Here is a 22,806-nt window from a genome sequence, read left to right as displayed (position 1 = left end):
TATGTCTAAAAAGTCATTATATTATTTATTAGGAGCTGCTGCTGTTGTTGTAGTACTGCTTATTGTTTTAAAGCAAAAAGGAGTTATAGGTAAAGGAGAAGAAGGTAAAGAGGTTGAAACTGCAAAAGTGGAAGCTATAACACTTACCGAAACAGTTTCGGCTACAGGAAAAGTACAGCCTGAGGTGGAAGTTAAAATATCTTCTGAGGTTTCGGGAGAGATAATTGAACTGCCTATAAAAGAAGGACAGGCTATAAAAAAAGGTGATTTACTGGTTAGGATTAATCCTGATTTATATGAGTCTGGCGTTAACAGGAGTGCTGCTGCATTATCTACCGCTAAGGCGGGGCTGAGTCAGTCTGAAGCTCAGTTAAAGGAAGCAGAGGCAAACTATAACAGAAACAGGTCGCTTTTTGATAAAGGGGTAATATCTAAATCAGAGTGGGATAAAATCGTTTCGGCTTATGAGGTGGCAGTTGCTGCAAAGCAATCGGCTTACTTTAATGTACAAAGTGCTAATGCTACAGTTAGCGAAGCACGCGATAACTTAAACAGAACAACCATATATTCACCTGTAGACGGTACCATATCAAAACTGGATGCCGAACTGGGTGAGCGTGTTGTAGGGACTCAGCAAATGGCAGGTACCGAAATTTTAAGGGTAGCAAACCTTAATAACATGGAAGTGGAAGTTGATGTTAACGAGAACGATATTGTTAAGGTTGAAATAGGGGATGAAGCCGATATTGAGGTTGATGCTTACTTAAAAAGAAAATTTAAAGGTGTTGTGACCAGTATATCAAATTCGGCCAGTAGTGATCTTACTGCCGATCAGGTTACTAACTTTAAAGTTAAAGTAAGAATACTGAAAGAGTCGTATGAAGATATGACCGAAGGTAAGGCATCTAATTACTCACCTTTCAGGCCTGGGATGACAGCTACAGTTGAAATTATTACCCAGCGTAAGGAAAATATACTTGCAGTGCCAATTAGCGCCGTAGTTATAAAAACAGATACCACATCGGTTAAAAAAGATGTTATTGCCGAGATGGAGCGCAAGGAAAAAGAGCAGAAAACAGGTAAACTGGATGAGCGTTTTGAATGTGTATTTATAAACCAGGGAGGTAAAGCTGTCCTTAAGCCTATTAAAACGGGTATACAGGACGATACTAACATAGAGGTGGTAAATGGGCTTGAAAAAGGTGATGAAGTGATTACAGGGCCTTATACGTTAGTTTCAAAAGAGCTTAACCCAAATGATGTGGTAAGGGTTAAGCAGGATACATCTAAAAAGTAATTTTATACAGAAGGCAGGAGATAGAAATGGCTTTAATACTTAATATTGAAACGGCTACCAGAAACTGTTCGGTAGCTTTGTCTTTAAACGAAGAGGTGATTGCAGCAAGAGAAATAGCGGCTCAGGGATACCTGCATGCCGAAAAACTGCATGTTTTTATTGAAGAGTGTATGGCTGAGGCCAATAAGGAAATTAAAGACTTAAATGCAATAGCCATAAGTATGGGGCCGGGGTCTTATACCGGATTACGTATAGGTGTTTCGGCAGCTAAAGGACTTTGTTATGCTTTAGGTATTCCGTTAATAGCGGTAGATACTTTAGAGGTACTGGCAAGGAATATTGAGGTTGGAGAAGGTGAGTATCTTTTACCTATGATTGATGCCAGAAGAATGGAAGCTTATACAGCCATTTTTGACAGTAACTACAATAAGCTAAGGGAGACCAAAGCTGAAATAATAACCGAAGAATTATTTACTGAGCTTGGCGGGAAAGTTCATCTTTTAGGTGATGGGGTTGCTAAGTGTAAAGAAGTACTAACAGATGATAAATTTGTTTATCATGATGAGGCATTGTTTCCGTCGGCTAAACAAATGTGCAGTATAGCGTATAATAAATATAAAATAAGCGACACTGTAGATGTCGCTTATTTCGAGCCTTTTTATTTAAAAGACTTTATTGTAAATAAATAATAATCTTAGATAAGAGTACCAAGATAGTTTGCAAGTTGCTTTAGGTCTTCGTCCTCATCAGTAGAGATTTTGTTTTCCTTAATAAAGGCTTTTATCTCTTTTTCTTTACCCGGTACAAGGCTTAAAATATCTTTTTTCTTAGTAGACATGTGTACTATTTCTCCGTTGTTAAACTGAATGTAATACTCAATATCATTTTTTCTGAACTGAGGAGCTTTGTATCTTCCGTAACCGCTTGTAGGTTGTTCTTCCGGTTGTAGGTAAATGCTTTCCTCTTTGTAAATACTTACTTTATCACTTTTATTCACAGGAATAAGATAACGTTGTTTACTAGTGCCTTCTTCATCTGTGTATTGCAGGTATTCGTAACTAAGATCTTTTCCTTTAAGCTCAATAACCTGTTTGTTTTCCGGTTTAAGAGCCATTTCTTCACCATCAACCTGAACTTCAATTTCATCGTGGTAAGCATTATATCTTACTAAAACAACATCTTTTGCTCCGTTTACAATAGCAGGCATGAATCTTTCAGAAAAATATTGAGAACCTTGTGCAACTTCACTGTCTGCTTTTTTGTTATTTATGTAACCAATTTGTCCACCTTGGTAATTGTAAGTGGTTTGCTGGGCACTCATTAAAGCACCCGAAAATAGGAATGGGATTACAAGTAATTTAGTTAATTTCATTTTTATAGTTTTTTTATGCTCAAAAATAGGTAATATGCTTAGGTTTTTATGTTAAAAAACGGCAACAAATGTGCCGTTTTATTAAACCTGCGTTTTTTTAACGCATTATGTTTGAATATATTATTTAAGAAGGCAGATTTTTTGTGTCCAGATTTCTTATAACAATATCTCTTTGAGGGAAAGGTATTTCTATCTTCTCCTGGTCGAACATTAATTTTACATTTTCCTGAACATCAGAAAGCATTTGCCAGTAATCTTCATTTTTAGCCCAAGCCAGTATCTGGAAGTTAACCGAATTATCTGCAAGCGCTTTAACCCTGATAATAGGAGCCGGTTCGTCTAGTATTTTAGGTTCTTCTGCAACAATTTTAGTCAGTACATCTTTTACGTGTTTCATGTTGCTGCCATATCCGGCACCAACAATAATTTCACCGCGGCGGGTTAATTCTTTTGAATAGTTTTTAATATTACCGTTAGAAAGTGATCCGTTTGGAATGTAAATAACCTGATTGCTTGGAGTGGTAAGTTTAGTAGCAAAAATCTGGATTTCGTTTACAGTACCGCCTTCGCCCTGTGCTTCGATATAATCACCTACACGGAAAGGCTTAAAAGTGATAATTAATATCCCTCCGGCAAAATTAGATAGTGATCCCTGTAGTGATAAACCTATGGCTAAACCTGCAGCACCCAGTATAGCTACAAATGAAGAAGTTTGTACACCGAGCTCTCCAATTACTGTAATAAACAGCATTACTCTTAATGCCCAGGTAAGTATATCTAAAAGGAAACGTACCGCAGTGGGATCCATTTCCCTTTTCTTCATTACTTTTACGATAATAGCTCTAATAAGTTTAATGGCTATTAAACCACCTATAAGTATACCTGCTGCTACGAGGATTTTAGGAGTATACTCAAGTACTAAGTTTACAAACCAGTCATAATATGATTCAAAATTTTTCATTTCTATTTTATTTTTAAATTATTTAGAGTTTCACTTATTGAGGTATGCGGAAGTTCGCAGGCTTTATTTTTGCAAATATAAAAGAGCTGTTTGTCTTTCACAAAGCGGTTTTTAAGTATTGGTATGTTGCTTTCACCTGTATTGCCTGCTATCAGTACATGTGGCAGGTATTCACTGTTTATGGTTTTAATTGACGTTGTTGCCTCTGTACCGCATACCGCCAGTTCCTTATTATCTGCCGAAAGATCCAGCCACAGGTTAAGCCAGTTGGAAAATGCAGATGGGTAATCCATATTAGGGATCATGTTGTGCAGCATTTGCAGGGCTGTTTTTTCGTAGTAGCTATTATCAAAAATCACACTTAGTTTATACAGCACATTTGCCATAACCGAATTTGATGCCGGGATTACATTGTCTTCGGTTTCATAATGTGGGGTTATAAGCTGTTCTGCCTTTTGCGAATTATAAGCGAAGAATATTTTCTGTTCGTCATAAAAATTTTCGAGCGTATAGTCGGTTAGCTGTTTGGCATAAAGTAGCCACTTCTCATCAAGCGTAGCCTGATACAGACTTATAAAAGCATCTGCCACATGGGCATAATCTTCTAAAAAGGCTTCAATTTTTGCTTTACCGTCTTTATAAGTGCGCCATAAAAACCCTTCAGGATCCCAAAGGTATTCGGTTATAAATAACGCGTTTTTGTGTGCAGCGTTTAGATATTGTTCTTCACCCAAGGCTTTATAAGCATCGGCATATCCCTTTAGCATAATGGCATTCCAGGAGGTAAGTATTTTGTCGTCAAGCCCCGGTTTGGTTCTTTTTTCTCTCTCGCGGTATAATATATTTTCCCACTCTTTCTTTTTACGGCTTAATTCTTCAGGTGAGTACCCCAGTTCTTTTGCCAGTTTTTCTATAGGCTCGGTTTGTATAAGTACATACTTTCCGTTTTCCCAGTGCCCGAAATCGTTTATATTAAAAACCTTTGCAAAGGCAGTAAAATCATCTTTTAGTAATTGCTGAAGTTCCTGTTGTTCCCATACATAAAAAGCACCTTCTTCACTGTGTCCGTCGTTATCGGGACTGTCGGCGTCCAGCGCACTGTAAAAGGCACCATTTGCTGTGGTAAGTTCGTCGCTAATAAAACGATGAGTTTTCTCCATAACCTCTTTGTATAATGGGTTTTTGGTACGCTTGTATGCTTCGGCATACAGGCTCATTAATTGCCCGTTGTCATAAAGCATTTTTTCAAAATGGGGTACATGCCATTTCATGTCTACCGAATATCTTGAAAACCCACCACCTACAGTATCAAACAGTCCGCCATATGCCATACGGGTAAGGGTAAGATTGGTAAAATTAAGCAGATCTTCTGATTGTGCCTGATGCCCATAACGTTGCAGGAACAGGTAATTATTAGGCATCATAAATTTAGGAGCACGCGCATAACCGCCAAAATCCCAGTCAAAACTTTTAGACCATTTTTCAACTAGTGGTCTTATTGCATTGGGGTCAGGCATGTGTTCCTCTTCATTTGTATTAATAAGGCTCATAGCCTGTAAGCCTTCGATCAGCTTTCCGGCATATTCGGTTACTCTGTTAGGATCGGTTGCATAAAGTTGGTGCAGTTGTTCCAGTGATGCAATCCAGTTTTCCTTTTTGAAATAGGTACCTCCCCAAACCGGCCTGCCATCGGGTAGTAAAACCACATTCATGGGCCAGCCTCCCTGACCGGTCATTACCTGTACGGCTTTCATGTATACGGCATCAACATCGGGTCTTTCTTCACGATCCACTTTAATCGATACAAAATGGCTGTTCATTACTTTGGCCACTTCGCTGTCCTCAAAACTTTCATGTTCCATTACATGGCACCAGTGACAGGCCGAATATCCTACACTTAATATGATGAGCTTATTTTCCTCCCGGGCTTTTATCAGGGCATGGTCATTCCATGCTTTCCAATGTATAGGGTTATTGGCGTGTTGTAGTAAATACGGACTTGTTTCAAAGTGAAGTTCGTTCATAGGCTGGTTATAAAAGCTGTAAAATTAGGGATTTTTGAACGGGAGACAATGTATTTTAAGAAAACTCAAACACTTGTTGAGAGGTGAAATCAGGTGTTTTTATACCTATTGCTTTTATTGCTTTAAAGTAAAAGATTTTGGTGAGAGAAGCAAAGTGGCAAATTTTTTGTGAAATGTTTTATCCGTCTACCTGCATCTTATTTGTTATCGCAAGTAGACATAATTATTATTAAACTGCATTAAGAAACCTAAAAAACATTATGAAAAAAATTGTGGCATCCCTATTACTGCTTAGTGCGGTAACTGCCTGTAAAAATGAAACCAAAGAAACAGTTGAAGAACCTGCTGTTACAACAGAGCAGGCTGAACCTGTAAAAGATACTATCGCTTATGCCGATTTTGGTATGGATACTACCGATTTGCCACAAGGGCTTAAAGTAGGAGATATGGCTCCGGAGATTGCCATGACTACTGCCGATAGTAAAACGGTTACACTGCAAAGTCTGTATGAAAAACAACCTGTTGTGGTGTTGTTTTACCGTGCTTACTGGTGCCCGGTATGTAGCAGACATTTAGCCGAGTTTGCCAAAAGAGCTAAAGAGATTGAGGATAAAGGTGCCAAACTGGTTATCATTACACCCGAAACCTATGAGAATGTAGCCAAAACCAAAGAACAAACGAAAACCGATTTCACTACCATATCTGACGCTGACGGAAGCATAATGCGTGCTTTTGATGTAGATTTTAAAGTAACCGACAGCTATCAGGATATGATCAAGGAAAAATTAAGCGCATCGGTAGCGGAAACTAATGCTACAGGTGAGGCTGTGTTACCGGTTCCGGCAACGTTTGTTATTGATAAAGGCGGTAAAATAGTGTATAGACACTTTAATCCTAACTATAGAGAAAGAGCAAGTGTTGAGGAAATTGTGGACCATTTGCCATAAGCAATCAAACCATTTTTATATATAGTAAAAAACCCTCGCCGGCACTGCCTTTGAGGGTTTTTTCAATTAAACACAACGAAACGATTTTTATAACTTGCTAAGTACTCTCTCTGGATAATCGGTAATAATACCGTTTACTTTAAGCTGTATCATGCGGTTTATGTCTTCATCGTTATTCACGGTCCACGGAATAACACGCATGTTTTTTTGTCTTAAAGAGTCTATAAAAGCCTCATTTACCAGCTTATAGTTAGGGCTGTAAATAGATGGTGTAAAGTCCATTTGCGACAGGTTGCTGTCTATGCCCGGTTTAGCGGTAAGGTAAGCAAGGGTTACCTGAGGGTATTTTTTATGCATTTCATTAAGGATAGCAGGATCAAATGACTGAATATTCATTTTGCCTATTATCGATTTTTTAGTAAGTACCTCCATTACCATATCTATAAAAACAGTAGGATGTGGCTGACTGATGCCATACTCTTTTTCTTCCGATTTGATTTCGATATTATAATGTACAGGTTTACTGTTATTTGCCTTTACATAGTTTTCTACGCTGTCTATCACTTCTTCAAGTAATGGCTTGTAGGTATGCATTTTTTGTTGTTGGGTAAAGTTTTTATTTCCTTTAGAGCCCGTGTCAAACTTTTTAATGCTGTCGTAGGTCATTTCATGCAGATTATAGCTGCGTTCGGTTTCCTTTGTAATAGAATCTCCTGACGGAGTGGTAACATACAATGATGACATAAAAGGTTCGTGTGAAACCACCACTTTACCGTCTTTAGATATTACCACATCAAGCTCTACCACATCAGCACCTTTTTTAACGGCACTTAAAAAGGCAGGTATGGTGTTTTCGGGGAAATTACCCCTGTCACCCCTGTGTCCCTGTACTTCTATAGTGATATTAGGTTGCTCAACAGTTTCCTGTACTTTCTTACTTTCGTTTTTACAGGAAATCATTGCTCCTGCCATTGCGAAAACTAAATAGGCTTTATTGTATTTCATAATTATTTAGGCATTTCTATTCGGTAGCTTTTTACGGCTGTGTGTACCTTACCAAACATATCGGTAGCTTTGATTTCAATTTTATGCTCACCGGTTTCAAGGTTAGCCGGAAGACTGCCTCTCCATACGTGTGTACTGATAACCGGATCTGACGAACGTCTTCCTGCCATAAGCTCTTCGGCAAGGTCCCATTCGTAAACCAGTTCCACATATGACGGATCCTGTGCTTCAACATGGTGCATTTGCTCCCATTTGCCATTGTCTACACGGTATTCAATTTTATCATTTTTACCTCCCATAAAGAAGTTTACAAAAACACCTGCTTTTGTTCTTTTTCCTTTAGCAACCACCTTAGGGGCAAATACCTCCATTTGGTGTTCTTTGGCTTTTCCGGCAGCTTTATAGTCAATACTGTACTGGTTGCCGTTAAAATGGATAAAGGCATAACCTTTTGGTGTACCATCTCTCATTACAGAGATAGGGATTCCTTTTTCATCCAGTTTACCCGAATACCAGTCGCCCGAAGTTGTACCGATATTATAATGGTGATGAGGTTTGTCCTGTAACCATCCGTCTTCTTTAGTAAAGAAATCCTGACGCTGTAAATGCGTATGAGCCGAAAGGGAAAGGGTATAAGGATAATCTTTTAACGCACGGAACATCCTGTTACGGTCTTCATCGCGGAAAGAATCATCGTTTGCTTCCGGTTCGCTTATTGGGATATGAAAAGCCAATACAATAAGATGGTCTTTAGGTACAAACTTCAGGTCGTTTTCAAGGAACTCAAGTTGGTCTTCCCTAAAACCGCCCCAGTAACCTTTTGCATCTCTTGGGTCCGGGTACATAACGTCGTCCAGCACTATAAAGTGAACCTTGCCATAGTTGAATGCATAGTTGGCAGGGCCAAAGTGAGCCTCATAGGTCTCATCGGCAAGGTTATCACTTTCAGCATCAAAATTCAAATCGTGATTACCCAGTACGTTATACCAAGGTAATCCTACTTTCTTTGTTGCCTGTATGTATGGATTAAAAAGACTAAGATCGTTACCTACAAGGTCGCCCATACTAAGCCCGAAAGTAACACCTTTTTTGTCCTGGACATCGGCAACAATACCTCTTGCATAAAAGTCAATCTCTTCAAGATTGTATGGTTGCGGATCACCAAAAACAAGCGCAGTGAAATCTTCGGTTTCCTTAGCAGTTGTTAGGGCAAAGTCTACCGACTTAGGTAGTTTCCCTGTTGGTGTAACACCCTCGAATTTTGCTTTAGGAGAACCCTGTGGTTTGTGGATGTAAAAAAACTGAGGCAGGTTGTCGCTGTTTACAGGAACATTATACCCGGCCGGTTTAATTACCGATATTATGGCATCATCGTTAATGCTAAGTTCATAATTACCGTTTTTGTCGGTAAGTACAACATCACGTCCGTTAGTAACGGCAACATTAGCAATACCTTTTTCTTTTCTTTCTTTTTTACCGTTTAGGTTAGTATCGTTATATACTGTCCCTTTAACGGTTTGGGCAGAAAGGTATGCTGCGAAAAGCAGCATACCTGTTGTAATAATGTGTTTCTTCATTTTTAGTTGAATCTATTAATTATCCCACCAAACTTTGGTGTTGATGTCGTCTTCACCTATCATTTGTACAGCATCCTGATAGTTTGAAAGGTTATAAATCTGCTGATCTGAAGGATAAGGGAATCTTGATGGCATCATAGCGTTGTTAAGCATTGCAGGAGTTGTAGGAAGTTCAGGTAAGCCTGTTCTTCTAAACTCAAACCATTGCTGATAATCTACAAAGTACAGGGCGTAGTATTTTTGAAGCATTATTTGCTCCAGTGTACCGTCATACTGTACTGCTGTGTTGTCAAAATAATCCTCTGGCACAGTAGCTTTAACCTGCTCAATAGCTGCCTTAATACCCTTGTTGTAATGCTCTTCAGCATCAGTTGTAAAACCTCTTTGTGCAACCTCTGCTTTAATGAATTCTACTTCCGAATAAGGAAGGATGAAAATTTGCATTGGGTTGGTAACCTGTAGTATCTGTAGGGTAGAGGCATTGTATTCAAACTGAGAATCCGGTCCGTCATATCCGCTTGGGATACCTATGTAGCCAATGTTGTTATTGTCAAGATCAGTACCTGTGGTAGCGATAAGCGGTCTCCTTGGGTCATTCCAGTCGTTAAGATTGTCAATAAAGAATGAAGCCATTTTTACATTAAGCCTAAAATCCTGAGGTCTTCCCCATGGCGATACGTTTGCACCTACACCTGTTACCTGTAGTATAGCCGACTCGGCATTGCTTTCAAATACAGGATATTCTTCAGGGTTGTTTATCATTGTTGTAAGCTTTTGGAAAGCATTCGTTTCAGTACGGTTTGAGATTCTTAATAAAAGTCTCATGTGTAGTGAGTTGGTGAACTTTTTCCATTTCTCAACATCATTGTTAAAAAGGATGTCGCTTGCATATATCATACCCATATCGGTATCATATAGTTGGTTAGCTGTTTCCAGGTCGTTAAGTATGGTTTCATAAATAAGTTCCTGGCTGTCGTATGCCGGGTAAAGTATACCGTCTTCAGCTCTTACCGCCTCAGTCATAGGTACAGGTCCAAACTGGTCTGTTAGGTTTGAATATACCCATGCATTAAGCGTTAAAGCAGCTGCCAGATAGTTGTTATCTCCCGAAGCTTCGGCAGCCATACGCATTTCGCGTATGTTTGCCAGCCACTTGTATGATGTATTCCACGACGAGTTACCTATATTAGGACTAACGTCATAACGATGTAAGCCTCCCGATACACTTGGGAAAGGCAGGGTAACCTGCATAAGGTCAAAATTAGTACTGGCACTGCGTGATGCATTGTGACTTGCCATGCCATAAATGATAGGGTTAATAAGTGTACCCGGACTAATTTGTGCTATACGGTTTGGATCTTCGTTTATTTCTTCAAAATCACCTGTACAGGCTGTGTTAAGCATAAACAGCGATAAGCAGGCGGCTATATAAGTTATCTTTTTCATTTTCAAATCAGATTAAAAATTCACTTTTAAGTTAAAACCATAAGTTGCAGGCGAAGGCATTTGCCCCATTTCTATACCCTGTAGCATTACGTTACCGTTAAGTGCTGCAGTTTCCGGATCATATATTGGGAAGTCTGAAATTACTGCCAGATCTCTACCAAATACTGAAAGCTGAACTGAGTTAAGTCCTGTATTTTTTAACCACGTTTTTGGGAAGTTATATCCAAGGCTCACCTCACGAAGTTTTAGGTATGAAGCGTCAAATGAGTTTGATTCAATATTAGCTCTGCGGTAGTATCTCTTATACCAGTCGGCAGGTTTAACCTGTGTAGTATTTGGAGAGTAAGTACCGTCGCCGTTTTGAACAACACCGTCACCTACAATAAAGCCTTCTTCTCTACCATAATACGTTGAGGTAAGTTTACCCTGCTCCATAGATTTGTGGTGCGTTTGCGAGTAAATAATACCGCCATACTGTCCGTCAACCGTTACGCTGGCAGTGAAATCGCCAACAGTAAATACGTTTGTTAAACCGGCTTTCCATTTAGGGCTGGCATCGCCTATGTATTGTATCTCATCCGGGTAAGCCGGTAAACCAGCATTGTCATAAACAATCTGTCCGTCGTCAGAACGTACAAAACCATAACCGTAAATTGCAGTTGTTGTACCGCCTACACGTGCAATTACCGATGCAGTACCACCTTCACCAATTACCTGTTGATCCTGGATACCTTCGGCTAACGAAAGTACTTTGTTCCAGTTGCGTGACCAGTTAAGGTTAGCAGCCCATTTGAATTTTGGATTGTCAAATATTTTACCGCCTAATAATATTTCTATACCGCGGTTTCTTACTTTACCAGCATTAAGTACGGCTCTGCTGTAACCTGTACTGTAATCCATAGGTACTTCTATAATCTGGTTCTTGGTATTACTCTCATAAATAGTAGCATCAAGATTAATACGTTTTTTAAGCATGTATAACTCAATACCTGTTTCAAAGCTGGTAGTAATTTCCGGCTTAAAGTGGTCGTTAAATAGTAATACCGGAGCCACAGCCGAGCTTGCAAAATCACTCTGGTCATAGTATTTCTGTGTTTTGTAAGGTCCGGTATCGTTACCTACCTGTGCAAAAGAGAAACGGTATTTTAAGTAATCGATAGCCTTTGGCATGTTGAACATCTCAGAAAGAACAAAGCTCGAGTTAGCCGAAGGGTAGAAGAATGAGTTGTTAGCAGCCGGTAGGGTACTAGACCAGTCGTTACGTCCGGTAAGGTCAATAAATATCTGATCCTTATAAGAGAACGACATTAAGCCGTAAAGCGAGTTAACTTTTTCAAAAGCATCTCTTGCTCTGATAAGCGGAGCGTTAACACCGTTTGTTAATTTGTAAACATTAGGTACTACAAGGCCTTCAACTTCTGCTTCAGTGTTTCTGTATTTGTAGTTTTTAAGGTTACCACCTACAGATCCCGAGAAAGCAATAGAATTACTTATGTTGTTTTTGTATGATAGTAAGAAATCAGTATTAACTTCCTGCTTAAATACATTTTGTGTTTTAAAGAAACCTTTTGCATAACGGTTAATACTGTAAGGTCTTCTTTGCTCCCTGTGCTGACTGTAAGTATTAATAGCCGATCTAAGCATTAAGTCAAGGTTTGAAGCCAGGTTAATGTTAGCGAAAATGTTACCTACTATCTGGTCATTATCCAGTGAGTTAGTAGCTTCATAAGCTATAAGGTATGGGTTGTCTATGTACGAACTGAAAGGGTGTACCTGCTGGATGTTTTCCTGTCCCTGTTGCCATATGCTACGGTACCAGTCAAGGTCTACGTTAGGGTTTTGGAATATCATAAAGTAAGCAATAGATCCGTTGTTGTAACCTGTTGAAGGAAGGTTATCACTGGTTCTGTTATTAAAGTTAACCGATGTTCCCAGTTTAATTCTTTCTGAAACCTGATAGTTAGCATTTACAGCAGCAGATATTCTTTCGAAACCTGTGTTAGGCATAATCCACTCATTTTTTTGGTGACCTAAAGAGAAACGCATTGACCCTTTCTCGTCACCTCCCTGTATAGAAAGGTTGTTGTTATACGTTACACCTGTTCTCCAGAAATCCTTACGGTTATCTTTATATGGCTGCCATAATTGTCTTTCTGCCGACTGCCCTTCAAGTGTTGGGTCGTACTGGTAAAATGACTGCCCGTTAAACTCAGGTCCCCATGCACTACTTGTACCACCGGTACTACCTCCGTCTTCAGAGCTTCCGTAAGAGTAATATGGGTTTCCGTCTGCGCCAAAAGAATTTCCTGTACCCTGACCGTATTTATACTGCCAGTCCGGCCATCTTTGTATTACATCAAACGTAGCTCCTGTTGTATAAGTAATACCTAAACCTTTGTTCTTTTTACCCGATTTTGTTGTAATGATTAATGCACCGTTTGCAGCACGGCTACCATAAAGTGCTGTTGCACCTGCACCTTTAAGTACAGTTACGGTTTCTATATCGTCAAGGTTAAGTTCAGATATACCGTTACCATAATCAATAGGAGAATCTTCACCCATATAGGCTGATGATGATCCTGATGTTGTCATTTCCTGATTCATAGGTACACCGTCTACTACTATAAGAGCATAGTTGTTTTCGGTAACAAGTGATCTGTTTCCTCTTAATACAATTTGTTGTGAGTTAAGTGGTCCTGATCCTGATGATACTATATTTAAACCGGCTACTTTACCTTTTAAGGCCGATGACCAGTTGTTTGGAGTTGTAGTTTCAAGCTGATCTGTTTTAATAGTTTGCTGCGCGAAACCTAAACGTTTTTCTTCCCTTTTAATACCAAGAGCTGTTACTACTACCTCATTAAGCTCGTTTGATTTTAGAGCAAGTGTAATAATAAGTTCTTTAGAAGGGTTTGCTTTTACCTCTACGGTTTCAAAACCGATAAATGACACTTCAAGGGTAGCACCTGTTGAAGTGGTAATGGTAAAGTTACCATCCATATCGGTCACTACACTGTTGTTGGTTCCTTTTTCAAGTACCGAAGCGCCCGGTAGTGAAAGTCCGTCTTCATCTATTACCTTACCGCGGATTATTTCCTGCTGGTTTTTAGTAACAGTGATGGTGTTGTTTATTTTTTTGAACAGGAATCCTGTTTTAACGGTGATTTTGTTTAAAACATCTTCAACACTTTCGTTAACTGCTTTAATGGTTAGGCGCTGGTTAGCTCCCGATATTTTTTCGTCAAAAACGAAAGTGAATTCTGTTTCTTTTTCAATAGCAGAAAATACTTCTGTAATTGAGGCATTTTTTAGGTCTAGGTTAATTTGCTTACCTGTTGCTTGTCCTTTTACCGGAGCTGCAATTGTGGTTGCAGCCATGAAAAGGGCGCAAAACAAATAAAATAATTTGTTTGATATTCGATTCAAAAAAAATTGTAGTTTAGTATCCATTACTATAGGCTATAAATTTGATTTTGTTTGTAGTCTTTGTTTTAAGTAAGTGGCCCGTTTCTGTTGCAGCAGACGCGGGTTTTTTTGTGTTGGTTAATGTTGAGTATTTCTTCTTATAATGATTTGGTTTTTAGTTAAATAATCAATTTTTACTTCTTTAAGGAAGGCGATACTTTCTAATATGTTTTCCAGCTTCTCGTTTTTGTACTTACCTGTCATAGTAAGGTTCTCAAGGCTGCTGTCTTCAAATTTTATGGTTACATTGTACCAGTTTTCAAGTATTCTGGCAGTTTCGGCAAGTGTATTGTCTTTAAGTATTATTATGTTTTTAGTCCATGCTATACCATCGCTGCTATTCTCTTTAGATAGTACAAACTCATTTTGAGTTGTATATTCTGCCTGTTCGTTTTTAATAAGAAATACTTTTTTTCCGGCTTCATCACTCACCTGTACTTTTCCGGTAAGTACAGTTACTTTGGTATTAAGAGTGTCATAAGCATTAATGTTGAATGAAGTTCCCAGTACTTTTATGTCTACCTTGTGGGTTTGAACTATAAAAGGCTGTTGCGGGTTGCGAAATACTTTAAAGTAAGCCTCGCCTTCCAGAGTAACCTCTCTGGTTTTACCAAATTCTTCGGGGTAGCTAATACTACTGTTAGAATTAAGTACTACTACGCTGCCATCATGCAGCATAACTTCTTTTTTCTCCCCTTTAGCGGCAAACTCGGTAACAGTAGGAATCTCTTTATTGATAAGTGTGTAGCAAAAAGCAAGTCCGGCTACTATAAACAGGGTAGCGGCAACCCTCATGGCTTTTTTCCATAACGGAATAACCTTAACCGGTTTTATGGCTTTGTTTATTTCATTGTAGATGCTGTCCCTTTTTGAGTCAAGAATATACTCTGGGATATCATCAGTGGTTTTTTGCATTTTTTCAAAGTAAGCTTCAACGGCAGTCTTTTCTTCTTCATTGCAGTTGCCAGATGCGTACTTTTGGGCTAAAATGATAAAATCTTCTTTTTTCAAAATACTTGCTTTTACCCTTAAGTCACATTTTTTGACCCGAACAAGTAGTAAGAAAATTACGTTTAATGTTTTCTTAAAAAACGAGGTTAAGCCGTAACATTAAAGAAACAATGAAATAATAATTATAGCCATCTGGTAATTGTCTAAGTTGTTGCGCAGGTGTTTAATAGCGTTACTTATGTGTTTTTCTACTGTGTGTACCGATAAATTAAGTTTTTTTGCAATTTCGCTATTAGTGTAGTTTTCAAAACGGCTTAAAAGAAAAACTTCACGGCATTTTGGAGAAAGTTTTTCAATTTCGTTAAGGATGCCTTTTTCAAATTCCTGATATTCTATATCAACAGTTGTTTTGGATGGGGTAGGAATGTCCTGTAACACATCGATATGTTCCTGAGTGAATTTCAAACCTCTAATATGGTTGGCGACCCTGTATTTTACCGAACGCATAAGGTAGGCTTCAAGATTTAATATGTTTGAGGAAGAAGCATTGTTCCAAAGACTGATAAAAATTTCCTGAACAATATCCTGGCAAATTTCTTCGTCACGATAAATCTTGTGGGCGTAGTTGTAGAGTTTTTTCCAGTAGCGGTCAAAAATAACACCAAAAGCCGCCTCATTCCCTTGTTTTAAAAGGTTTTGTAATTCATTGTCTGGTAATGAAGTAAGCTTTTCTCTCATGGTAAAAACAGCATAGGCAAATGAATGACAATCCTGTAAAACCTACCAGAGATTTATTTTAAGTTTGTGTTATGTAATGTTTAAATTGATGAGGTTTTTGGTGCTTTTTAAAACGGGAAAGTGAGTAACGAATGCTGACTTGCTGTATGTAAATCCCTCCATACACGGTTAAGTTCTGATTCGGTTTTGGCAGCTTCCAGTCCGCAGTAAGGATAAAGGGTATCGGTAACCTTTCGGGCAGCATGAGCTAAAGTTCTGCTGTAATGTGATACCTGCTTTAGTATATCGTTAGGGATAGTATCTTGTTTTATGTAGTTCTCCCATGATAGGTCTACAACTTCATAAAATTGCTGTGAATCATCCTGAAGTTGTGATTGTGCTTTTTTGAATTCATCTTCAAAATAAGATTTCTGTTCAGGGGTGAAACGTTCCATGCCCGATCTGTTATAAAACAAATCTTTAACCAACTCAATAAAATGTGATGCCATTCCTAAAAAGTTTACAGCCAGTGTGGCTTCGGCTAATTGCAGGAAAGGGTAGTTAAGGTAGGGAGCAGTTGTTTTAGGGCTTCCGTTTATGGTAAAGCTTCGGTTTGAAGGGACTTCAATGTTATTTACGGTAAAGCTATGGCTGCCCGATGCTACCATTCCCATGGAAGGCCAGTTAGGTACTATGGTCACTTCTTCTTTTTTGAGTAGGAAGGAAAGTACGAGTTCTTCATTGTCATTATTAAAAACGACAGATCCATCATTGTTTTTAACCATGCAGTTCATGGTGAAATGAGTGGCGTGCAGTGCTCCGCTGGCATATTTCCAGCTACCGTTAATACTATATCCGTTTGGGGTAACGGTTGCTGTTCCTGTTGCGGCACCGCTTCCTGCCAGGCAGGCTTTTGGGTTGCTGAATACTTCTTTTGCTAAATCAGGGTCTAAAAACGCTGCAAACCAGGCTGCCCCGCTGCATAGGGTAACGGTCCATCCGGTACTGCCATCGGCTTTTGCAATTTGTTCTTCCAGTCGTAGTATTTCCGGTAGTGGTTTTTCCAGTCCGCCATATACTTTCGGTACATAAATGTTAAACCAGTTTTGGGAATGGATGAGGTTAAGGATTTTATGATGCAGTTTACCGTTTTGTTCCGATTGTGCTGCATGTTCTTTTATGGTTTGTGTCCATAAATCGTTAAACTCAAAATTAGCCATAATAGTTTCTTTAGACTGATGCTTTGCAAAAGTAAAGTATAGGCCAGTTACAGAAAATGAAAACGACAGAAATATTAAAAAGAAATATCCAGTTGAAGCCTGAAGCGCCATCCGCCTTCATAAGGAAGACTTTTATCCTGATAACTGAAATACGATCCTTCGCCTGTGAGTTTGCACGCGTGCCCGTGGAAAAACCAGTTACAGGCTATGGAGGTTTCTGTTTCCAGGTTTTGTGCCAAATCGATATTGGGTTTATATTCGGCATAACGGGCGGCAATCTCCATTTTTTTAGGGAACCAGTCCAGTAGGTAATGAAAAAAGTACCCACCCTGAAAGTAATATCCCCTCATTCGGGTTTTTTGGTCTCCGTTAAGTTTGTCAAAAATGTTTTTATGATGCCATTCAGCCTGCCCCGAAAATCCGCGGTATACAAAAGCTGTTTCTAAATTGTTTTGGTTTACCCTGTACTGTCCGTCAAGACCGTCTTCAAATCCGGTTATGTAACCACCACCTGCCTGTGAGAAACGCGTGTAAGGACTACGGTTTGTGGCTGCCGAAAAAGCAATTATGGCAGCAGGTTTTTCATGAAACTCCAAATCACTGCTTTCAAACCCTACCTCACGTCCTAAAAAGTTCCATTGCAATCGCCCAAAATACATAAGGTTGTTATCATCGTTAGCAGTATTGCCACGCCCTGTTCCGGTAAGTGCAGCGACCCAGTAATTAAAGTCAATTATACCTTTGCCTTTCAGGTGTCCGTAAACCTCAATGCCCTGTTGCCTATCTAGTGTAAACTCGCGGTTTATAAGAGAGCGGTCTACCATTTGCTGTTCACCGCTGCTAATAAATCGTTCGCGGGAAAACTCTACTTTCCACTGCCCGGCCTTAAAACTCAAAAAATCCCATTTTTCCAGCATTACCCTAAAGTCAAGCAGGTTGCTTTGTGAGAGTTCATATTCAAAATAATATTTAAGCCATGATTCATAGGCATGTCCGCCTACTTTAAGGCGTGCCCTGTTTATTTTGAAAACTGTTTTATTGTCGGTTTGAAAATCATCATAAGTTAACGGGTTCTGGTCACCCGGTGTAGCGGCTCTAAATTGTAATCTTGCCCTTATCTGCATCTCAAAACGATCGTCTGCTGTGGTAAGTTCAAAGCCTTTGTGTCCGTAGCGGACTTTTACAGCCGAAGAATCTTTTTCGGTTTGTGAAAATACCGATAAGGAGAGGAGTAAAAGAAGGTAAGGTAATACTTTGTTCATTGGGTTGGTTTTGAGTTGGGTATAACTAATTTACAAAAAAAAAGCCTCTGGTTTTCAGAGGCTTTTGTGTTTTGCTGTGATACGGATTGTTTATCTGTTATACGGATACTCGTTTATCCAATGGAATCCCCTGTTCATGAGCAGGAAATCGTTTTCATCTGTACGCAGGGTGTTTAATTTTATGGTATCGTTTTTATACATGCCCTCAAAAGCATAATGAATACTGTCGGTTTTGTAGTATTTAAACTTACCTATTTCTGTAGAGTCTTTATAGCTTAAAAATGAAATATGTTTGTTAATGGTATCGGCTTTTGATCTGAAATATATCCTGCTGTTGTATCTTTTGGTATGCATTTTAAAAATATTACCTGAATCCCATTTGTCTAAAACAACATAGCGCCATCTTATGGTGTCAGTAAGCATAGGTGGAAGGGTGTCGTTGTTTATGATAAAGTTTTCTACCTCATAAATTCCATACATGGGTGGTTTAGGGGCGATATCTCCATATTGTACTTGCGATTCTATCCCTCTGTAAATCATAAGCGACACGGCTGCTATAATAGCTATCCCTTTTAATACCTGTGTAGTAAGATTTGCCCATTTTGGTTTAAATGGGTTTCGGTTAAGTTGTGCACTTACGGGTTTATTCAGGATAAATACATTTACAAGTCTTTTATAATCGAGCCCTATAAGGAAAGCGGAAAGGAGTAGCAATTCAAAAGAGAATAGTTTTACCGGTATATCATAAGACATGTTCATTAGAAACACGTTTAGCATTACGCCAAAACATACAACGGCTCCCAGTGTTCGTGTTTTACGATACATTAAAAGTAAGCCGCCTGCTACTTCACATAAACCTGAAAATATAGTGTAGGTGTCAGAATATCCCATAAATGTCCATGCCAGCCCCATAGGTGATTTATTGCCTAAAGGTGAGAGCAGGGCGCTAAGTGAAGGATATCCAAACTGGGTTTTGATAACTTTAGAGAATCCGTACACCAGCATAAAGGCGCCTAAGTAATAACGGATGTAGGTTTCCTGCCAGTAAAGTATAAGTTTATATTCTTTGCTTTTACGGTCAACAAGTGTCCAAATCAATGCTACTATTAATGCAAGGATAAGTGTGAAGGCTAGTTTGGAATAATCATACAGGGTGTCTCCACTACCGCTGATGTGTCTAACAATCTCAATATCCAGTAGCGGACTAATTAATTCGTTAGTGATGTTAAACAGGGTGTTTCCTATTATGGGTAGTATTGAAAAGGCGCAATAAGCAAAGAAAAACCTGAAAAGAAATTTAGCGAAGCCATTCCATGGCGTTGGAGATAAGGTGTTTGAATTATTCATTACTGTTGATTTGGTTGTGTAGTGAATAACGCAATCGGTTTAAAAATGTTGTAGGCTTTTTCTTTGGTTTTAATTTTAAAAAAATGAAGTGTTTATTATTATGTTTTTTCTTAGCTCTTATGTAGTGGCATAATAGTGCTGTTTTGTGTGGTTTTTACAATAAAATGGTGTAAATGAAATTATTATGCTTACCTTTACCCATATTGGTTTTCTGCCTGAGCTTTTTCTGATCTGCAATTTGTTCACACTTTCTCTTCAGCCCGGCGTTTCAGTTGCCACTTTTCTAATCTAAACAAATTTTATCATGAACATTTATGTAGGGAATCTGAGTCAGGAGACTTCAGAAACCAAATTACGTGACCTATTCGCAACTTATGGCGAGGTCGAAACAGCGAAAATTATAACAGACAGTCTTACCGGTTTATCCAAAGGATTTGGTTTTGTTGAAATGAGTAGTAAAAAAGAAGGAGAGAAAGCTATTAACGAGCTTAATGCAATCGTTTTTGAATCCAGTACTATTGTTGTGAACGAAGCCCGTAAAAAGCCTACCCATTCGGGGGGAGGGAACTTTAAGTTCAATAAAAGAAGTTACTAGAGCTAACCTGACTAAAAAAAACTAAGGGTAGCACATTTTATGTATTATCCTTAGTTTTTTGTTTTAAGGCGTGCTTAGAATATTACATTGGCTTTTATAGCCAAATAAAAACAAGTAAATATAAATTAAAAACTAAATAACATTTATGCCAGACTCATTTACAAAAAAAGAGAATATCAAAAAGAAAATTAAAAAGAAAAAAGACAAAGAGTTAAAAAGAGAGGACAGGAAAACAAACAACAATAAAGGTAAAAGCCTGGAAGATATGTTTGTTTATGTTGATAAGAACGGGCAGTTAACCTCTACACCACCGGTACAAAAGCAGCCTGAAGTGAAAAATGAAAAGCGTAGTGATGCTTTTAATAAAAAATACAAATAAACCAGTATAGGTTTTTACATAAAAAACAAAAGCCGATTTACATTTTGTAAATCGGCTTTTTGTTTGTGGTACCTCCAGGAATCGAACCAGGGACACATGGATTTTCAGTCCATTGCTCTACCAACTGAGCTAAGGTACCGTTGTCATTGCGGGTGCAAATATAGAACCATTTTTATATTATCCAAAACAAAAATCAAAAAAAATCAATTTGTATCTTTGCTGCACTAACAAAAGGAAAATGCTTTTAGCCGTAGATATAGGAAATACAAAAATTAAAGCCGCTGTGTTTGAGGTAAATGCCTTAAGAGAGAAATTTATTTTTGAGAAAAACGAGTCCGAAAAAAAAATTAAAAAAATTTTTCATCAATATGAAAAAATTGAGGTTTCCATCCTCTCTTCGGTAGGAGAAAAGGAAAAAGAAGTAATAAGCCTACTTCAAAAATATACCCGCGTTGAGGTAGTGAACCCTATTTTTTTGTTTCCGTTTATAAATAAATATGCCACTCCGGCTACTTTAGGTATCGACAGGATGGTGCTGGCAGCAGGTGCTGTACTGCAATATCCTGATAAAAACAGACTGGTGCTCGATGCCGGAACCTGTATAACCTACGATTTTATAGACAGGAATAATCACTATTTGGGTGGTGCTATCGCGCCGGGATTGCAAATGCGTTATGATGCGATGCATAATTTTACCGCTAAACTTCCGTTGTTATATCCTGAAGAGCCGATAAACTATATTGGAAACTCTACTGCTGGCTCAATGCATTCGGGAGCTGTGAATGGTTTTTTGCATGAAATTGAGGGGTTTATAAAAGACTACAGTAGGGACTATGAAGATTTAACGGTTATATTAACAGGAGGAGATGCTGAATTTTTGGCTAAAAGATTAAAAAACACCATATTTGCCAATTCAAATTTTCTACTGGAAAGTTTGAACAATTTGTATATATATAAAACCAACAATGATTAAAAAGATAATCGCAGGTATATTCCTTCTTTCTTCGGGGGTAATATTTTCACAAGAGAGTAATTCGTCACCATATTCATACTACGGTCTGGGTGACAGAAAATTTAAAGGTACTGTAGAGAATATAAGTATGGGAGGTATAGGGATACTAAGAGATAGTATTCATGTTAACCTTCAAAATCCTTCGGGCTATGCAGCTTTAAAATTTACCACTTTTACCTTGGGAGCTAATACTTCGGCTACTACTTTAAAAACTGATGTAGCAGAAGAGAAAGCTAACAGAACTACATTTAATTATCTTGCAATGGGGATTCCCGTTAATAATAAATTTGGTGTTGGCTTTGGTTTGATGCCAATTACATCGGTAGGTTATAAGCTGGATAATTCCTCTGTAGATGAGGATGGTTTAGAGAGGTACAGGAGATTTAACGGTAAAGGCGGATTGAATCGTGTTTATGCTGCAGCATCTTATGCTGTTACTCCAAAACTTAGTGTGGGAGCAGAAATTCAATATAACTTTGGTAATATTGAAACAAAATCGATTATAGGTGTGGCAGATGTACAATATCCTACAAGAGAGAGTAATGATTCTCATTATGGAGGTGCATCTTTTAATTTAGGGGCTACATATCAAACACGTTTTGAGAGTGGCGCTACATGGTATGCGGCTGCAACTTATACGCCTTCAGCTAATTTAAATAGTTCGGTAACACGTAATATGGCAACGGTTTCATATTCAAGCAATGGCGCAGAAATAATTATTGATGCTCTTGATGAGTCTAGTTTTGACGAGAAAGTAAAGTTGCCTTCTTCATATAGTATTGGTACGGGATATGGTGTAGAGAGAAAATGGTTTGTAGGGGCGCAATACACGGGGCAGGAAAGTAATGAGTTTGGTAATAGGTTTGATAACGTGTCTGATGCTTCGTTTAAAAGTTCATACAGATTATCGTTAGGAGGATATTTTATTCCAAGGTATGATTCGTATACCAGCTATTTGAGCAGAATTACTTACAGAGCAGGTATGAGGTATGAAAATACAGGCCTTGTTCTAAATGGTGAAGATATAACCGATCTTGGCGTGAGTTTTGGTTTAGGCTTGCCTCTTGGAAGTACTATTGGAGGATCTAATCTAAACATAGGCTTTGAGTATGGAAAACGTGGTACTACTAGTGCCGGGTTAATACAGGAAAATTATTTTAATCTGCATATAGGTTTGTCGTTTAACGAAAAATGGTTTGTTAAGCGTAAATTTAACTAATGCTTAAAAA

19 protein-coding genes and 1 tRNA gene are annotated in these 22,806 nt (G+C 38.4%); 7 read left to right on the top strand and 13 right to left on the bottom strand.

Translation table 11 applies throughout. The features are described 5' to 3' along the window. Position 1: 1 nt before the first annotated feature. Together GN157_RS03150 and tsaB are read left to right on the top strand one after the other, a co-directional pair. A complete protein-coding gene (locus tag GN157_RS03150; RefSeq protein WP_157481673.1) occupies positions 2-1,297 on the top strand; it encodes an efflux RND transporter periplasmic adaptor subunit in 1,296 nt (431 codons plus the stop codon). A 26-nt stretch (positions 1,298-1,323) separates the two neighbouring features. Continuing rightward, complete coding sequence (gene tsaB, locus GN157_RS03145) at positions 1,324-1,986, top strand: tRNA (adenosine(37)-N6)-threonylcarbamoyltransferase complex dimerization subunit type 1 TsaB (protein ID WP_157481672.1); 663 nt, start codon at positions 1,324-1,326, stop codon at positions 1,984-1,986. A 5-nt stretch (positions 1,987-1,991) separates the two neighbouring features. Here the strand turns inward: tsaB and GN157_RS03140 are convergent, their stop codons facing one another. From GN157_RS03140 to GN157_RS03130, 3 genes are all read right to left on the bottom strand, one after another. Further along, positions 1,992-2,669, bottom strand: coding sequence for a hypothetical protein (locus GN157_RS03140; protein WP_157481671.1), 678 nt, complete (start codon positions 2,667-2,669; stop codon positions 1,992-1,994). A gap of 124 nt (positions 2,670-2,793) precedes the next feature. Further along, on the bottom strand, positions 2,794-3,630 hold the full coding sequence (locus tag GN157_RS03135) for a mechanosensitive ion channel family protein (RefSeq protein ID WP_157481670.1): 837 nt from the start codon (positions 3,628-3,630) through the stop codon (positions 2,794-2,796). Positions 3,631-3,632: 2 nt separating this feature from the next. Then, positions 3,633-5,654 (bottom strand): thioredoxin domain-containing protein, encoded by a 2,022-nt coding sequence (locus GN157_RS03130; RefSeq protein WP_157481669.1) that lies wholly within the window; start codon positions 5,652-5,654, stop codon positions 3,633-3,635. A gap of 260 nt (positions 5,655-5,914) precedes the next feature. Between GN157_RS03130 and GN157_RS03125 the strand changes: the two genes are divergently transcribed. Continuing rightward, positions 5,915-6,601: a peroxiredoxin-like family protein gene (locus GN157_RS03125; protein WP_157481668.1), complete on the top strand. Its 687-nt coding sequence runs from the start codon at positions 5,915-5,917 to the stop codon at positions 6,599-6,601. Between the two features lie 87 nt (positions 6,602-6,688). Here GN157_RS03125 and GN157_RS03120 read toward each other — a convergent pair whose 3' ends face one another. The 9 genes from GN157_RS03120 to GN157_RS03080 all read right to left on the bottom strand — a co-directional run bounded on the left by GN157_RS03120 (position 6,689) and on the right by GN157_RS03080 (position 19,591). Beyond that, positions 6,689-7,606: a glycerophosphodiester phosphodiesterase family protein gene (locus GN157_RS03120; RefSeq protein WP_157481667.1), complete on the bottom strand. Its 918-nt coding sequence runs from the start codon at positions 7,604-7,606 to the stop codon at positions 6,689-6,691. Between the two features lie 2 nt (positions 7,607-7,608). Then, a complete protein-coding gene (locus GN157_RS03115; RefSeq protein ID WP_157481666.1) occupies positions 7,609-9,183 on the bottom strand; it encodes a calcineurin-like phosphoesterase C-terminal domain-containing protein in 1,575 nt (524 codons plus the stop codon). Positions 9,184-9,198: 15 nt separating this feature from the next. Continuing rightward, positions 9,199-10,629, bottom strand: a complete 1,431-nt coding sequence (locus GN157_RS03110) for a SusD/RagB family nutrient-binding outer membrane lipoprotein (RefSeq protein ID WP_157481665.1) — start codon at positions 10,627-10,629, stop codon at positions 9,199-9,201. A gap of 12 nt (positions 10,630-10,641) precedes the next feature. Beyond that, complete coding sequence (locus tag GN157_RS03105) at positions 10,642-14,079, bottom strand: SusC/RagA family TonB-linked outer membrane protein (RefSeq protein ID WP_157481664.1); 3,438 nt, start codon at positions 14,077-14,079, stop codon at positions 10,642-10,644. Positions 14,080-14,172: 93 nt separating this feature from the next. After that, the gene (locus tag GN157_RS03100; RefSeq protein ID WP_157481663.1) at positions 14,173-15,105 is read right to left on the bottom strand and encodes a FecR family protein; all 933 of its coding nucleotides are present in this window, start codon (positions 15,103-15,105) and stop codon (positions 14,173-14,175) included. A gap of 99 nt (positions 15,106-15,204) precedes the next feature. After that, on the bottom strand, positions 15,205-15,783 hold the full coding sequence (locus GN157_RS03095) for an RNA polymerase sigma factor (RefSeq protein ID WP_157481662.1): 579 nt from the start codon (positions 15,781-15,783) through the stop codon (positions 15,205-15,207). A 107-nt stretch (positions 15,784-15,890) separates the two neighbouring features. Next, positions 15,891-16,982, bottom strand: coding sequence for an acyl-CoA dehydrogenase family protein (locus GN157_RS03090; RefSeq protein WP_157481661.1), 1,092 nt, complete (start codon positions 16,980-16,982; stop codon positions 15,891-15,893). A 74-nt stretch (positions 16,983-17,056) separates the two neighbouring features. Beyond that, the gene (locus GN157_RS03085) at positions 17,057-18,244 is read right to left on the bottom strand and encodes a porin (protein ID WP_157481660.1); all 1,188 of its coding nucleotides are present in this window, start codon (positions 18,242-18,244) and stop codon (positions 17,057-17,059) included. Positions 18,245-18,334: 90 nt separating this feature from the next. After that, a complete protein-coding gene (locus GN157_RS03080; RefSeq protein ID WP_157481659.1) occupies positions 18,335-19,591 on the bottom strand; it encodes a DoxX family protein in 1,257 nt (418 codons plus the stop codon). 304 nt (positions 19,592-19,895) lie between these two features. On the opposite strand from GN157_RS03080, the gene GN157_RS03075 reads away from it, so the two are divergent. Both GN157_RS03075 and GN157_RS03070 read left to right on the top strand, forming a co-directional pair. Then, positions 19,896-20,186: an RNA recognition motif domain-containing protein gene (locus tag GN157_RS03075; RefSeq protein WP_157481658.1), complete on the top strand. Its 291-nt coding sequence runs from the start codon at positions 19,896-19,898 to the stop codon at positions 20,184-20,186. A gap of 145 nt (positions 20,187-20,331) precedes the next feature. Beyond that, positions 20,332-20,565 carry a hypothetical protein gene (locus GN157_RS03070; protein WP_394350053.1) on the top strand — a complete coding sequence of 78 codons (234 nt, stop codon included), beginning with the start codon at positions 20,332-20,334 and terminating at the stop codon, positions 20,563-20,565. 66 nt (positions 20,566-20,631) lie between these two features. Here GN157_RS03070 and GN157_RS03065 read toward each other — a convergent pair. Beyond that, positions 20,632-20,704, bottom strand: a tRNA-Phe gene (locus GN157_RS03065). Positions 20,705-20,803: 99 nt separating this feature from the next. Here GN157_RS03065 and GN157_RS03060 point away from each other — a divergent pair. Both GN157_RS03060 and GN157_RS03055 read left to right on the top strand, forming a co-directional pair. Beyond that, positions 20,804-21,538: a type III pantothenate kinase gene (locus GN157_RS03060; RefSeq protein ID WP_157481657.1), complete on the top strand. Its 735-nt coding sequence runs from the start codon at positions 20,804-20,806 to the stop codon at positions 21,536-21,538. Continuing rightward, complete coding sequence (locus GN157_RS03055; protein WP_157481656.1) at positions 21,531-22,796, top strand: hypothetical protein; 1,266 nt, start codon at positions 21,531-21,533, stop codon at positions 22,794-22,796. The genes GN157_RS03060 and GN157_RS03055 overlap by 8 nt, the downstream gene beginning before the upstream one ends. Positions 22,797-22,806 lie beyond the last annotated feature (10 nt).

The sequence above is a fragment of the Flavobacterium rakeshii genome (assembly GCF_009741375.1).
Taxonomy (GTDB): domain Bacteria; phylum Bacteroidota; class Bacteroidia; order Flavobacteriales; family Flavobacteriaceae; genus Flavobacterium; species Flavobacterium rakeshii.
This window is presented reverse-complemented; position numbering and strand designations above follow the sequence as displayed.

Bases quoted from the DNA above. Each gene is read 5' to 3' on its own strand.
- GN157_RS03140 (WP_157481671.1), bottom strand. From the start codon at position 2,669: ATGAAATTAACTAAATTACTTGTAATCCCATTCCTATTTTCGGGTGCT.
- GN157_RS03080 (WP_157481659.1), bottom strand. From the start codon at position 19,591: ATGAATAATTCAAACACCTTATCTCCAACGCCATGGAATGGCTTCGCT.
- GN157_RS03110 (WP_157481665.1), bottom strand. From the start codon at position 10,629: ATGAAAAAGATAACTTATATAGCCGCCTGCTTATCGCTGTTTATGCTT.
- GN157_RS03070 (WP_394350053.1), top strand. From the start codon at position 20,332: ATGCCAGACTCATTTACAAAAAAAGAGAATATCAAAAAGAAAATTAAA.
- GN157_RS03135 (WP_157481670.1), bottom strand. From the start codon at position 3,630: ATGAAAAATTTTGAATCATATTATGACTGGTTTGTAAACTTAGTACTT.
- GN157_RS03120 (WP_157481667.1), bottom strand. From the start codon at position 7,606: ATGAAATACAATAAAGCCTATTTAGTTTTCGCAATGGCAGGAGCAATG.
- GN157_RS03115 (WP_157481666.1), bottom strand. From the start codon at position 9,183: ATGAAGAAACACATTATTACAACAGGTATGCTGCTTTTCGCAGCATAC.
- GN157_RS03150 (WP_157481673.1), top strand. From the start codon at position 2: ATGTCTAAAAAGTCATTATATTATTTATTAGGAGCTGCTGCTGTTGTT.
- GN157_RS03060 (WP_157481657.1), top strand. From the start codon at position 20,804: ATGCTTTTAGCCGTAGATATAGGAAATACAAAAATTAAAGCCGCTGTG.
- GN157_RS03095 (WP_157481662.1), bottom strand. From the start codon at position 15,783: ATGAGAGAAAAGCTTACTTCATTACCAGACAATGAATTACAAAACCTT.
- GN157_RS03055 (WP_157481656.1), top strand. From the start codon at position 21,531: ATGATTAAAAAGATAATCGCAGGTATATTCCTTCTTTCTTCGGGGGTA.
- GN157_RS03105 (WP_157481664.1), bottom strand. From the start codon at position 14,079: ATGGATACTAAACTACAATTTTTTTTGAATCGAATATCAAACAAATTA.
- GN157_RS03075 (WP_157481658.1), top strand. From the start codon at position 19,896: ATGAACATTTATGTAGGGAATCTGAGTCAGGAGACTTCAGAAACCAAA.
- GN157_RS03125 (WP_157481668.1), top strand. From the start codon at position 5,915: ATGAAAAAAATTGTGGCATCCCTATTACTGCTTAGTGCGGTAACTGCC.
- tsaB (WP_157481672.1), top strand. From the start codon at position 1,324: ATGGCTTTAATACTTAATATTGAAACGGCTACCAGAAACTGTTCGGTA.
- GN157_RS03085 (WP_157481660.1), bottom strand. From the start codon at position 18,244: ATGAACAAAGTATTACCTTACCTTCTTTTACTCCTCTCCTTATCGGTA.
- GN157_RS03090 (WP_157481661.1), bottom strand. From the start codon at position 16,982: ATGGCTAATTTTGAGTTTAACGATTTATGGACACAAACCATAAAAGAA.
- GN157_RS03130 (WP_157481669.1), bottom strand. From the start codon at position 5,654: ATGAACGAACTTCACTTTGAAACAAGTCCGTATTTACTACAACACGCC.